Origin of the sequence: Amycolatopsis regifaucium, from assembly GCF_001613935.1 — a bacterium.
Lineage (GTDB): Bacteria > Actinomycetota > Actinomycetes > Mycobacteriales > Pseudonocardiaceae > Amycolatopsis > Amycolatopsis regifaucium.
On sequence record NZ_LQCI01000034.1, the window covers coordinates 262697 to 275225 of the forward strand.

Consider the following 12529-nt stretch of genomic DNA (forward strand, 5'->3'; position numbering starts at 1 on the left):
CTAGCCGGTCCCCGTCGAGAGTGTCAACTCTGCGGGACGGCGATTCCGCATGCTGGACACCTTGGGGGCGTGGCGCGACCCGCGTTCGAGGCCCGGAAGGCGGCGGTGCACCATCTTCGACGTGGCAGAAGAAAAGCAGCAGGAACAGGCGAACGAGGACCGTAAGGCCGTCTTCAAAATTCCGAACACGGCGTTGCTGGCGATCGCTTTTCTCGTCGTTTGTGTGACGCCTGTCGCGTTCGGCGACGTGCCGTACCTCCAATGGCTCTACCTCTTCCCGATCGCGCTGGCGGTGTTCGTGATCCGGACCCGCACGACCGCGACGGCGAACGGCCTGGAGGTCCGCACGATGTTCGGACGGCGGGAGTTGCCGTGGTCCTCCCTCAAGGGCCTCGCCATCACCGACAAGGCGAAGGTGCAGGCGGTGCTGAAGGACGAGACCAAGGTCGCCCTTCCCGCCGTGCGCACTCGCCATCTTCCGGTGATCTCGCTGGTCAGCGCGGGCCGCATGGCCGATCCCTCCGGGCTGACCGACAACATCGGCAAGGCTCCGGAGAAGAGCGCCGATTCCGGGGAGTAGGATTGGTAGGACCAGTTTGGCGCTCGTTCGCCCTGGTCCTCATCCCGACCCTTGGAGTCAGCCGTGCCCCCACTCCGTTCCCGGACCACCACCCACGGCCGCAACGCGGCGGGCGCCCGCTCGCTCTGGCGTGCCACCGGAATGACCGACAGCGACTTCGGCAAGCCGATCGTCGCCATCGCGAACTCCTACACCCAGTTCGTGCCGGGGCACGTGCACCTCAAGGATCTCGGCGAGATCGTGGCCGGCGCGGTGAAGGAGGCGGGCGGGGTCGCCCGCGAGTTCCACACGATCGCCGTCGACGACGGAATCGCCATGGGACACAGCGGAATGCTCTACTCGCTGCCCTCGCGCGAAATCATCGCCGACTCCGTCGAGTACATGGTGAACGCGCACCAGGCCGACGCCCTGGTCTGCATCTCCAACTGCGACAAGATCACCCCGGGCATGCTGAACGCGGCCATGCGGCTGAACATCCCGGTGGTGTTCGTCTCCGGTGGCCCGATGGAGGCCGGGAAGGCCGTGGTCGTCGGCGGGGTCGCGCAGGCGCCCACCGACCTGATCACCGCGATCGCCGCGTCGGCCAGCAGCGAGGTCGACGACGATGGTCTGTCCATTGTGGAGCGCTCCGCCTGCCCGACCTGCGGTTCGTGTTCGGGCATGTTCACCGCGAACTCGATGAACTGCCTGACCGAGGCGCTCGGGCTCTCGCTGCCGGGCAACGGCTCCACCCTCGCGACGCACGCCGCGCGCAAGGCGCTGTTCGAGGACGCCGGACGCACGGTCGTCGAACTGTGCAAGCGCTGGTACTCCCACGACGACCAGTCCGCGCTCCCGCGCTCGATCGCGTCGAAGAAGGCGTTCGAGAACGCGATGGCCCTCGACATGGCGATGGGCGGTTCGACCAACACGGTGCTGCACATCCTCGCCGCCGCGCAGGAGGGCGAGGTCGACTTCACCATCGACGACATCGACGCCATCGGCCGCCGGGTGCCGTGCCTGTCGAAGGTCGCGCCGAACTCGGACTACCACATGGAGGACGTCCACCGCGCCGGCGGCATCCCGGCCATCCTCGGCGAGCTGTACCGTGGCGGGCTGCTGAACACCGACGTCCACTCCGTGCACTCGCCGGACCTCGAGTCGTGGCTGTCCACTTGGGACATCCGCGCGGAGGAGCCGTCGGCGCGGGCGATCGAGCTGTTCCACGCGGCCCCCGGCGGCGTCCGGACCACGGAGGCGTTCTCCACCGAGAATCGCTGGTCCTCTTTGGACACCGACGCCGAGAACGGCTGCATCCACGACGTCGAGCACGCCTACACCAAGGACGGCGGGCTCGCGATCCTGCGCGGGAACCTCGCCGAGAACGGCGCGGTCATCAAGTCCGCGGGCATCGACGAGGAACTCTGGCACTTCGAGGGCCCGGCGCGGGTGCTGGAAAGCCAGGAGGAGGCGGTTTCGGCCATCCTCAAGAAGGAGATCCAGCCCGGTGAGGTGCTGGTGATCCGGTACGAGGGCCCGGCAGGCGGCCCGGGAATGCAGGAGATGCTGCACCCGACGGCGTTCCTCAAGGGCTCCGGCCTCGGCAAGAAGTGCGCGCTGATCACCGACGGCCGGTTCTCCGGTGGCTCGGCGGGCATCTCCGTCGGGCACATCTCCCCCGAAGCCGCCGCGGGCGGGACGATCGGCCTCGTCCAGAACGGCGACCGCATCCTGCTCGACGTCCACGAGCGCCGCCTCGAACTGCTCGTCGACGCGGACGTCCTCGCCGAGCGGCGGGCGAAGATGGAGGCGAGCGAGCGGCCGTGGCAGCCGGTCTCGCGGGACCGGCCGATCACCGCCGCGCTGCGGGCCTACGCGCGGATGGCGACTTCCGCCGACACCGGCGCCGTGCGCGACCCGAACAAGTAACCCCCCGGCACAAGCATGCATTTAGAGGACTGAATGCGCCCTTCGCTCACTCCACGTGGGCGGACCGAGCGCGTTTAGTCCTCTAAATGCGTCTCGCTCCGCGGGTCAGCGGCACAGGACGATCACCACGACCGAAGCCGCGGCCGCGATCAGGAGGCCGATCAGGCCGAACGAAAGCGGCCGCTTCCGCCACGGGGTGTTCACGTCCAGCGCGATCCGCCCGGCCCCCGCGAGCAGGACGGTCAGCGAGGCCGCGCCCAGCAAGAGTTCGAACTCGAAGCCCTGGCCGTCCTTCTGGAAGAACCCGCCGCTGAACTTCACGTACACGATGTTCGCGCAGACCCCGAGCAACGCGGCGGCACCGATCGGGGTGAACAGGCCGACCAGGACGAGCGCGCCGCCGAGCACCTCGCTGATGCCGGTGATCCACGAAAGCAGCGTGGTCTGGCTGGTGTAGCCGAGGTTGCCGAGCACCCTCGCGAAGCCGCCGACCCCGGGGCCGCCGAAGGCACCGAAGAGGTGTTGGAGCCCGTGCGCGCCCATGGTCACGCCGAGCACGACTCGCAGGACAAGCAGACCGAGATCGATCCCGCCCCTGGTCTCCACCGGGTCCGGGCCACCACCGGGGTCGGCCACGTCCGAGATCATGCTGGTCTGGTAGTCATCGCTCACGCGCGAAGAGTAGGGGAAACAGGCGCCTCAAGCGACTGACCAGCCGCCGATTCGCTGTGTCGGCTCAAAACAGGGTCGCGGGCTCGACCGGTTCGGGTTCGGGCAGCGGGTCGAGGCCGGGCACCAGGGCGCGCACGTCTTCGTGGAACCGGCGGGCGAGCGCCGGTGCGTCGTCGTTGTCGGGGGTGTGCACGAAGACCGTCGGCGCGCGGCCCGCGCGCAGCCATTCGGCGACCACCTCGGTCCACGGTCCCCACCCCTGGACCGTCTCCTCGACCGAGTCCCGGCCGAGGTAGCGGACGATCGGCCGGTCGGTCAGCGCCCGCGTCCGCCGCGGCAGCCGGGGTTTCATGGTCCAGGTCTCCCGCTCGATCTCGCTGGTGGGCGGGCGCTGGAAGAAGACCGTGGTGTCGAACGGCACCCACTCGGTGCTCACGGCGGTGAGGGTCCGCTCCAGCACCGAAGTCGACTGGGCGTCGGTGTAAAAGCCGGGATGGCGCACCTCCACGGCGCGCCGGAGGCCGACGGGGAGACGGCGCAGGAAGCGGCCGAGCGTGTCGACGTCCGACGGGCCAAACGAGGCGGGCAACTGCGTCCAAAGGATCGCCCGATCGCCGAGGGGCTGCATCGCGTCCAGGAATGCCCGCATCTCGGTCTCGACACCGGTGAGCCTTCGCTCGTGCGTCACCACCTTGGGCAGCTTGACCAGGAACCGGAAGCCGGGATCGGTCTGCCGCGCCCACGTCGCGACGGTGTCCCGGGCGGGGGTCGCGTAGAAGGTGGTGTTGCCTTCGACCGCGTTGCACCAACCGGCGTAGGCCCGCAGACGCTCCCCCGCCGCCGCCGACCGCGGCACGAACCGCCCGGCCCACGCCTTGTGCGCCCACATCGCACAGCCGACATGAAGAGCTGCCACGTCCGTCACCTTGCCCAGTTTATTCAGTATTCGCCGTGGACCAGATTCTTCGGCAGCTCCCCGCCCAGATAATGGCTCAGTTCGCGGACCACCACCGCGTAGGCGCGCTGCCGCACCCCGCTCACCGCGCCCCCGACATGCGGGGTCAGCAGCAGCCCCGGCACGTCCCAGAGCGGGTGCCCCTCGGGCAGCGGTTCGGGATCGGTGACGTCGAGAGCGGCGCGGAGACGGCCCGAAGCCAGCTCGGCGACGAGCGCGTCGGTGCGCACGACCGGCCCCCGCGAGACGTTGACGAGGATCGCCCCGTCCGGCATCGCGGCCAGGAACTCCGCGTCGACCAGGCCACGGGTGTGCTGCGTCAGCGGCACCATCAGGACCGTGACGTCGTGTTCGGGCAGCAACCGGGGAAGTTCACCGACGGCGTGCACCCCCTCGCGGGAGGTCGTGCCGACCATCGTGCAGCGCACGTCGAACGTCTCCAGCCGTCGACGCAGGTGCCTGCCGAGGTCACCGGCACCGACGATGAGCACCCGTTTGCCCTGCAACGTGTCGGTGGTCCGGCGTTCCCATCGCTTCCGGCGCTGGCCGTCGGCGAAATCGTGGAGACCGCGGTACATCGCCAGCAGGACCGCGACGACCCATTCGGCCGAGCTCCCGCCGTGCGCGCCGCGGCAGGTCGACAGCAGGACACCGTCCGGCACGTTGCCGATCCAGTCCTCGGCCCCCGCCACCAGCAACTGCACGAGTTTGACGTTCGGCAGTTCGCGCCACATCGCTTCGGTCGGCCGTCCACCGGTCACGAGGACCTCGGCCTCGGCGGCTTCGGCGGGCACCGGCTCTCCCGGTCGGTACACCACCGGACGCACGCCTTCGATCTCCGAAAGCGCGATCACGCCCTCTTCGTCGGGCACCAGCACGGTAACGGTCATGATCGCCACGGTATCGAGAACCGCTTACCCGTGGTTCACGCACGCCCACCTACGCTGATCCCGTGCGTACCCGGTACCGGCGGAAATGGACTTCGCCGCTGGCTCTGCTGGCCTGCGGCGTTCTCGCGCTTTCCGGCTGCGCCAAATTCGACAACACGGCGGCCGGCCAGACCTTCACCCCGGTGAACCCACCGTCCCCCGAATCCCCGCCCCAGGCCGGACCCGGCGGTGAAGCGGGCGACTCCGGCCCCGGCCGCGGCGGCAGCGGACCGAACCAGACGCAGACCCCGGTTCCGCCGCCGCAGGGCTGCAAGGACTTCGACAAGTCCGTCATCGCGACCTGCCTGGACACCGTCGCCGCCGTCGCCGCGATCCCGGGCGACGGCAGCGCGCCCAGCGCGCTCGCGGGCGAACGCAAGAGCGGCCGCGTCCTGCTCGCCGCCGCCGGGAAGGATCCGGCCGCCTGGGCCACCATCCCGGTGGACGGTTCCGGCGACGGCGGCCTCACCTCACTCGCCCTGTCACCCGGCTTCGCGGAAGACCAGCTCGTCTTCGCCTACATCACCACCCCGACCGACAACCGGGTCGTGCGGCTGGCCAAGGGGCAGGCGCCGAAACCGGTGCTGACCGGCATTCCCAAGGGCGCCACCGGGAACCGCGGCGCGATCGGCACCGACGCCAAGGGCGCGCTCCTGGTCGCCACCGGCGACGCGGGCAACGCCGGACTCGCGGCCGATCCGGCGTCGCTGGCCGGGAAGGTGCTGCGGATCGACACCTCCGGCAAACCGGCGCCGGGCAATCCGACGGCGGGGTCGGCGGTCTTCTCGACCGGGGTGCACTCCCCCGGTGGGATTTGCCGCGACGAGGCCGGTTCCCGCCTCTGGCTGACCGACCGGCTGGCGGACAAGGACGTCGTCTACCGGCTCCGCGCGGGTCAGCCGCTGACCACCCCGGCCTGGAGCTGGCCGGACAAGCCCGGCGTGGCGGGCTGCGCGGATTTCGTCGGCGCCGTCGGCTATCTGTACGTGACGACGTCGGTCGCGGGGAACCTGCAGAACCTGCCGGTCACCCCGGACGGCGCGGTGACCGGCAAACCCAACCTCGCCTTGGACGGCAAGACCGGGAAACCGCCGAAGACCTTCGGCCGCCTGTCCTCGATGAGCATGATCAACCCGCAGCTGGCCGTGGCCGGAACCGTCAACAAGGACGGCGGCACGCCGGTGTCGAGCGACGATCGCGTGGTCCTCATCTCGCCGTCGATCGGCGGTAACGGGGGCGGCAAGGACTGACCCGCCCCCGTCCGGCGCCTCAGCCGGTCGGTCGCGGGAAGACCGGCGGGGTGAACCGCACGAACGCCGGTGCCATCGGCTTCTCCTCGAACGTTTCGCTGAACAACTCCGGGACCAGCCGGTAGCCGGGGCCGAGCGCGGCCGCCGCGGCGTTGAGCGGGCGCGGGCCGGTGGACGGCCAGCGTCCACTGTCCACACGGGACAGCAGCGTGCGCAGCAGGACGATCTCCTCGGCGGCGTTGAACGAGCAGTGGCCGCCCCGCTCGACGTAGGTCCGGCGCAGCCGTTCGGGATCGCCGTTGCGGCGGACTTGGTCGGCGTACCAGCGGGTCTGATCCGAAACGGCGCCGCCGTCACCGGTGGTGTGCACGGTCAGCACGGGTGACGGCGTGGTGCCCGCGGCCACGGTGTGGCGCCGCAGGTAGGCCTCCGCCGCCGGATCCGCCGCGATCCTCGGCGCCGCGGCGAGCCGAGCGAGGTCGGCCACCAGTTCCACGCCGGCCGCCTGCCGATAGGCGTGCCGGACGAGGTCGCGCCGGGCGGAGCCGTCCAGCATCCGGCGGTAGTCGATTCCGGTGTTCCAGGACGGGTTCCCACCGGCCCGGCGCTCGATTTCGGCCCGTGCCAGCGGTCCGTAGCCGTTCACGTAGGCCGCGGTGACCCAGATCGCCTGCTGGGCGAGCCGGTCCGACGGCGCGGACGGCTCCGGCTGGTGCGCGAAGGCCCAGCCCGGGATGTTGCCGAGTGCTCCGGCCAGCGCGATCCGGGCGCGGCCCGAGTCGGTCTTCTGGGCTTCCGCCACGATCGCCGTCAGCGCGGCCTGGGCGGCTGCGGGGTCGCGCGGCCTGACCAGGTCGATGTCCGCGTCCGGCGCCAGCAGGGTTTTGAGGGCGAAGAGCATGTCCAGTGCGCTGTTCCAGGTGCCGTTCGCGTCGTATTCGCCGCATTGCGTCAGCACACCGTCGAACCGGCCGGGGTTGTCTTCAGCGAGCTTCAGTGAGATCACCGCGCCCATGGACATCCCGCTGGTGACGGTCCGCCGTGGCTTCCCCACGTTGGCCTCGAACCAGTCCAGCAACGCGACCTGGTCGGTCAGCGCCTCCTCGATCGCGTATCCGAACACGCCCTTGTAGTTCGACGCGGCGAGCGCGTAGCCCTGAGCGAGCAGCCAAGTCTCGGTCTCCGGCCGGGTGGCCAGGTGGATCCGCGTCGGCGGCCAGTCCTTCACATAGAGCCCGTGGCTGTACAGCACGAGCGTGCCGTTCCACCGTTTCGGCACTTTGACCAGGTATCTCGCGCCGTCGATCGTTCCTTCGTGGCTACGCCATGACTCCTTCGCGGCGGCCGGGACGGCGGTCAGCAGGCCGCCGAGCAGGACGGCGACGAGCACGGTGACGAGAGCCTTCAGCGTTCGGTTCATGAACCCAAAATAGGTGACCAAAAGGTCACATGTCAACGCGCGCCGAACCCTCTCGCATTTAGAGGACTAAACGCGGAAGGTGGTCAGCGGCGGGTGCGGGTCTCGGCGCGCAGGACCCGGACGTCGAAGAAGGCGACCACCGCCGAGACGACGGCGGCGAGCAGGCCGAGGTACCGGCCGAGGCCGGTCCCGATCTCGACACCCGCCGCGGAGAAGATCCCCCGCTGGTCGGCACTGAACTGCCAGTCGAGGGTGACCCAGCCGAGCAGGATCAGCAGCAGCGCGCCGATGGCCGCCATCAGCCAAAGATGCGGCAGGCCCGCGCGGCGGACGGCGTCGACGCGGCCGAACAGCACGACGGCGAGGCCGGGCAGGAACAGCAGGAAGGGCGGCGCCCACGCGAGGAAACCGGCGTGCCACGCGTCGCGGGTGACATCGTCGGCGGGCAACGTCGTCAGCACGTCCTCGATCTCCGGACGCGCCGCGGTCAGGGTCGTCCACGGCAGGAACAGGGCCACCAGCGCGAGCAGCCCGGCCGCGAGGCCGAGCCACTCACGCCAGGTGACCTTCTTCAAAGCGAGATCAGGCACCGACTCGCTCGACGATCAGTTCGCGCACGCGCTTGGCGTCGGCCTGGCCTTTGGTGGCCTTCATGACCGCGCCGACGATCGCCCCGGCCGCGGCCACCTTGCCGCCGCGGATCTTCTCGGCGACGTCCGGCTGCGCGGCCAGCGCCTCGTCGACCGCCGCGATGAGCGCGGAGTCGTCGGAAACGACCTTCAGGCCGCGCTTCTCGACGACCTCGGACGGCGAACCCTCGCCGGCGAGCACGCCCTGCACGACCTCCTTGGCCAGCTTGTTGGTCAGCTCACCGGACTTCACCAGCCCGATGACCTCGGCCAGCTGCGCCGGGGTGATCGCCAGCTCGGACAGTTCGACCTCGCGGGAGTTGGCTTCCTGCGCCAGCGTGTTGACCCACCAGCTGCGAGCCTCGTCCGGGGTCGCGCCCGCCTCGACGGTCGCGGTGACCAGATCGACCGCGCCGACGTTGAGCAGGTCGCGCAGCGCCTCGTCGGTCAGGTTCCACTCGCGCTGGATGCGCTTGCGGCGCTCCGACGGCATCTCCGGCAGCGTCTTGCGCAGTTCCTCGACCCATTCGGCCGACGGCGCGATCGGCACCAGGTCGGGCTCCGGGAAGTACCGGTAGTCCTCGGCGGTCTCCTTGGTACGACCGGGCGACGTGGTGCCGTCGGACTCCTGGAAGTGCCGTGTCTCCTGCTTGATCGAGCCGCCCTCGGCGAGGATCGCCGCCTGGCGCGTCATCTCGTACCGCACGGCGCGCTCGACGCTGCGCAGCGAGTTGACGTTCTTGGTCTCGGTCCGCGTTCCGAACTCGGTCGCGTCCTTGGCCATCAGCGAGACGTTCGCGTCGCAGCGCAGGGACCCCTGGTCCATGCGGACATCGGAGACGTCGAGTGCCTGCAGCAGATCCCGCAGCGCGCTCACATACGCCCGCGCGACCTCGGGAGCGCGCTCCCCGGTGTGCTCGATCGTCTTGGTGACGATCTCGATCAGCGGCACACCGGCACGGTTGTAGTCGAGCAGCGAATGCTCGGCACCGTGGATCCGGCCGGTGGCACCGCCGACGTGCAGCGACTTACCGGTGTCCTCCTCCATGTGCGCGCGCTCGATCTCCACGCGCACGACCTCGCCGTCGTCCAGCGTGACGTCGAGGTAGCCGTTGAAGGCGATCGGCTCGTCGTACTGCGAGGTCTGGAAGTTCTTCGGCATGTCCGGATAGAAGTAGTTCTTCCGGGCGAACCGGCACCACGGCGCGATCTCGCAGTTGAGCGCGAGCCCGATCCGGATCGCGCTCTCGACGGCCTTGCCGTTCAACGCGGGCAGCGCGCCGGGCAGGCCGAGGCAGGTCGGGCACACCTTGGTGTTGGGCTCGCCGCCGAACTCGTTGGCGCAGCCGCAGAACATCTTGGTGTCGGTGTTCAGCTCGACGTGCACCTCGAGGCCCAGCACCGGGTCGAACCGCTCGATGACGTCGGCGTAGTCCATCAACTCAACCACGGCGGTCACTTCTTTCCTCCCAGCTCCGGAACCTCGTGCACCAGCGAGCCACCGTTGGCGGCGTCACGCGCGACCTCGTAGGCGGCGCCGACGCGGTACAGCCTGTCGTCGGCCATCGCCGGGGCCATGATCTGCAGGCCGACCGGCAGTCCGTCCTCGTGCGACAGTCCACTCGGGACACTCATCGCGGCGTTGCCCGCGAGGTTCGACGGGATGGTGCACAGGTCCGCCAGGTACATCGCCATCGGGTCGTCGACCCGCTCGCCGATCTTGAACGCCGTGGTCGGCGTGGTCGGCGACACCAGCACGTCCACCTTTTCGTACGCGGCTTCGAAGTCACGCGTGATCAGCGTGCGCACCTTCTGCGCCGAGCCGTAGTAGGCGTCGTAGTAGCCCGACGACAGCGCGTAGGTGCCGAGCATGATGCGGCGCTTGACCTCGGGGCCGAAGCCCTTCTCGCGGGTGAGCGACATGACCTCTTCGGCGCTGTGCGCGCCGTCGTCGGACACGCGCAGGCCGTAGCGCATGGCGTCGAACCGGGCGAGGTTCGACGAGCACTCGCTCGGCGCGATCAGGTAGTACGCGGGCAGCGCGTAGGTGAAGTTCGGGCACGAGACCTCGACGACCTCGGCACCGAGCGAGCGCAGCTGCTCGACGGCGGCCTCGAAGGACCGCAGCACGCCGGGCTGGTAGCCGTCACCGGCGAACTCCTTCACCACGCCGACGCGCACGCCCTTGAGGTCGCCGGTCAGACCCTGGCGGGCCGCGGCGACCACCGGCGGGACCGGCGCGTCGATCGAGGTCGAGTCCATCGGGTCGTAGCCGGCGATGACCTCGTGCAGCAGGGCGGCGTCGAGCACCGTCCGCGCGCAGGGCCCGGCCTGGTCCAGCGACGACGAGAAGGCGATGAGGCCGTAGCGGGAAACGCCGCCGTAGGTCGGCTTGACCCCGACCGTGCCGGTGACGGCGCCCGGCTGGCGGATCGAGCCACCGGTGTCGGTACCGATCGCGATCGCGGCTTCGAAGGCCGCGATGGACGCCGACGAGCCACCGCCGGAACCGCCGGGGATGCGGGCGTGGTCCCACGGGTTGTGCGTCGGGCCGAACGCGGAGTTCTCCGTGGAGGAACCCATCGCGAACTCGTCCATGTTGGTCTTGCCGAGCACCACGACACCGGCTTCGCGCAGCTTGCGCGTCACGGTGGCGTCGTACGGCGGGATCCAGTTCTCCAGCGTCTTGGAACCGGCGGTGGTGGGGATGCCCTTGGTGGTCAGGACGTCCTTGAGCGCGAGCGGCACCCCGGCGAGCGGCGATTTCGGCGCCTTGCCTTCGGCGACGTCGGCGTCCACCGCACGGGCGGCCTCGAGCGCGCCCTCGGTGTCCACGTGCAGGAACGCGTGGATGTGCTCGTCGACCTCGGCGATCCGGTCCAGGTGGGCCTTGGCCACCTCGACGGCCGAGACCTCACGCGTCTGGATCTTTTCCGCCAGCTCGGCGGCGGTCAGCTTGATGAGTTCGGTCACTGCTCTTCTCCCAGAATCCGCGGCACCCGGAAACGACCCTCTTCGGCGGCCGGCGCACCGGCCAATGCCTGCTGCTGGGTCAGCCCCTGTCGGACGACGTCGTCACGGAAGACGTTGGTCAGCGGCACGGCGTGCGACGTGGGCGGGACATCCTCGCCTGCGACCTCGCTCACCTTGGCCACCGAGTCCAGGATCTGGTCGAGCTGGCCTGCGAAGACGTCCAGCTCCTCTTCGGTGACGGCAAGCCTGGCCAGCTTGGCGAGGTGTGCGACCTCGTCGCGGGAAATGTTGGGCACGCGGGTGACTCCCGGGGTGTGCTGTGCGGGTTCTGTCGGAAGCTGCAAGTCTATGGTGGCGGCGTCGGCGTACTCGACTGGGTTATGCCGCGGCCTGCGCTCCCATGTCGGGTAAGGAGTGCCTGGTTCGTTATCCCGCGCCCCGGACGTCGGTCCCCATTACCTCGTCCGGTCTGTCACAATCGGCGCCCGGCGTAGCGCGTTCCACGGCGAGGCTGGAACGCCTGAGGCGAAAGGGGCGCGTGTGTCGTTCCTGATCCGGGTCCAAATACCGGACACCCCGGGGACCCTCGGTGCGGTCGCCACCGCGCTCGGCACCGTCGGCGCCGACATCCTGAGCGTGGACGTGGTGGAACGCGGCGGCGGTATCGCCGTCGACGACCTCGTCGTCGAAATCCCCTCCGGCAGGCTTCCGGACGCGCTGATCACCGCCGCCGAAAGCGTCGACGGTGTCGAAGTCGACGCCGTCCGCCCGTACGCCGGGGTCCTGGACACCCATCGCGAACTCGAGCTGGTCGAGGAGATAGCCGCGAAGCCCGCTTCGGGACTGGAGATCCTCGCCGAAGGCGTGCCGCGGATCATCCGGGCGGGCTGGGCCGTCGTCGTCGAACACGCCGAATCGGGCGCGATCCGGCTGGCGTCGTCCAACGCCGCGCCCGAGACGCCGATCACCGACCTGCCGTGGCTACCGCTGGAACGCGCCACCATCCTCGACGCCGAGGAAGCGTGGATCCCGGAGACGTGGAAGGAACTGGGCACCGAGCTGGCGGCCACGCCGCTGGGGAAGCCCGGGAAGGCGCTGCTGGTCGCGCGGCCGGGCGGGCCGAACTTCCGTGCCGCCGAGGTGGCGCGTTTGGCGCACTTCGCGGGGATCGTCGCGGTCGTGCTGGACAGCTGACCCTGGTCATCCGGGGCGT

General features: G+C 69.9%; 12 protein-coding genes. 4 read left to right on the forward strand and 8 right to left on the reverse strand.

What is annotated here, in order from left to right:
- The first annotated feature begins 121 nt into the window (after positions 1 to 121).
- Both AVL48_RS25000 and ilvD read left to right on the forward strand, forming a co-directional pair.
- The gene (locus tag AVL48_RS25000; RefSeq protein ID WP_061982374.1) at positions 122 to 580 is read left to right on the forward strand and encodes a PH domain-containing protein; all 459 of its coding nucleotides are present in this window, start codon (positions 122 to 124) and stop codon (positions 578 to 580) included.
- A gap of 63 nt (positions 581 to 643) precedes the next feature.
- A complete protein-coding gene (ilvD, locus tag AVL48_RS25005; RefSeq protein ID WP_061982052.1) occupies positions 644 to 2488 on the forward strand; it encodes a dihydroxy-acid dehydratase in 1845 nt (614 codons plus the stop codon).
- 105 nt (positions 2489 to 2593) lie between these two features.
- On the opposite strand, the gene AVL48_RS25010 is transcribed toward ilvD, so the two are convergent.
- The 3 genes from AVL48_RS25010 to AVL48_RS25020 all read right to left on the reverse strand — a co-directional run bounded on the left by AVL48_RS25010 (position 2594) and on the right by AVL48_RS25020 (position 5005).
- Positions 2594 to 3136, reverse strand: coding sequence for a DoxX family protein (locus tag AVL48_RS25010; RefSeq protein ID WP_061982053.1), 543 nt, complete (start codon positions 3134 to 3136; stop codon positions 2594 to 2596).
- Between the two features lie 88 nt (positions 3137 to 3224).
- The gene (locus AVL48_RS25015; protein ID WP_061982054.1) at positions 3225 to 4049 is read right to left on the reverse strand and encodes a DUF72 domain-containing protein; all 825 of its coding nucleotides are present in this window, start codon (positions 4047 to 4049) and stop codon (positions 3225 to 3227) included.
- A gap of 50 nt (positions 4050 to 4099) precedes the next feature.
- Positions 4100 to 5005, reverse strand: a complete 906-nt coding sequence (locus tag AVL48_RS25020) for a 2-hydroxyacid dehydrogenase (protein WP_061982375.1) — start codon at positions 5003 to 5005, stop codon at positions 4100 to 4102.
- A gap of 62 nt (positions 5006 to 5067) precedes the next feature.
- Here AVL48_RS25020 and AVL48_RS25025 point away from each other — a divergent pair, with 62 nt between their 5' ends.
- Positions 5068 to 6294 (forward strand): PQQ-dependent sugar dehydrogenase, encoded by a 1227-nt coding sequence (locus AVL48_RS25025; RefSeq protein WP_061982055.1) that lies wholly within the window; start codon positions 5068 to 5070, stop codon positions 6292 to 6294.
- Positions 6295 to 6313: 19 nt separating this feature from the next.
- On the opposite strand, the gene AVL48_RS25030 is transcribed toward AVL48_RS25025, so the two are convergent.
- The 5 genes from AVL48_RS25030 to gatC form a co-directional block, all read right to left on the reverse strand.
- The gene (locus tag AVL48_RS25030; protein ID WP_061982056.1) at positions 6314 to 7714 is read right to left on the reverse strand and encodes a DUF6351 family protein; all 1401 of its coding nucleotides are present in this window, start codon (positions 7712 to 7714) and stop codon (positions 6314 to 6316) included.
- Between the two features lie 83 nt (positions 7715 to 7797).
- Positions 7798 to 8304, reverse strand: a complete 507-nt coding sequence (locus tag AVL48_RS25035) for a hypothetical protein (RefSeq protein ID WP_061982057.1) — start codon at positions 8302 to 8304, stop codon at positions 7798 to 7800.
- Positions 8297 to 9802, reverse strand: a complete 1506-nt coding sequence (gene gatB / locus AVL48_RS25040; RefSeq protein ID WP_061982058.1) for an Asp-tRNA(Asn)/Glu-tRNA(Gln) amidotransferase subunit GatB — start codon at positions 9800 to 9802, stop codon at positions 8297 to 8299. Before gatB ends, AVL48_RS25035 begins: the two co-directional genes overlap by 8 nt.
- A complete protein-coding gene (gene gatA / locus AVL48_RS25045; RefSeq protein WP_061982059.1) occupies positions 9799 to 11316 on the reverse strand; it encodes an Asp-tRNA(Asn)/Glu-tRNA(Gln) amidotransferase subunit GatA in 1518 nt (505 codons plus the stop codon). The genes gatB and gatA overlap by 4 nt, the downstream gene beginning before the upstream one ends.
- Entirely contained in the window at positions 11313 to 11612 is a 300-nt protein-coding gene (gene gatC, locus AVL48_RS25050; RefSeq protein WP_061982060.1) for an Asp-tRNA(Asn)/Glu-tRNA(Gln) amidotransferase subunit GatC, read from the reverse strand. The genes gatA and gatC overlap by 4 nt, the downstream gene beginning before the upstream one ends.
- Before the next feature lie 244 nt (positions 11613 to 11856).
- Here gatC and AVL48_RS25055 point away from each other — a divergent pair, with 244 nt between their 5' ends.
- Positions 11857 to 12510 (forward strand): ACT domain-containing protein, encoded by a 654-nt coding sequence (locus AVL48_RS25055; RefSeq protein ID WP_061982061.1) that lies wholly within the window; start codon positions 11857 to 11859, stop codon positions 12508 to 12510.
- Positions 12511 to 12529 lie beyond the last annotated feature (19 nt).

Excerpts from the sequence above, each read along its gene's own strand:
- AVL48_RS25010 (WP_061982053.1), bottom strand. The coding sequence starts at position 3,136 with ATGATCTCGGACGTGGCCGACCCCGGTGGTGGCCCGGACCCGGTGGAG.
- AVL48_RS25020 (WP_061982375.1), bottom strand. The coding sequence starts at position 5,005 with ATGACCGTTACCGTGCTGGTGCCCGACGAAGAGGGCGTGATCGCGCTT.
- AVL48_RS25015 (WP_061982054.1), bottom strand. The coding sequence starts at position 4,049 with ATGTGGGCGCACAAGGCGTGGGCCGGGCGGTTCGTGCCGCGGTCGGCG.
- AVL48_RS25030 (WP_061982056.1), bottom strand. The coding sequence starts at position 7,714 with ATGAACCGAACGCTGAAGGCTCTCGTCACCGTGCTCGTCGCCGTCCTG.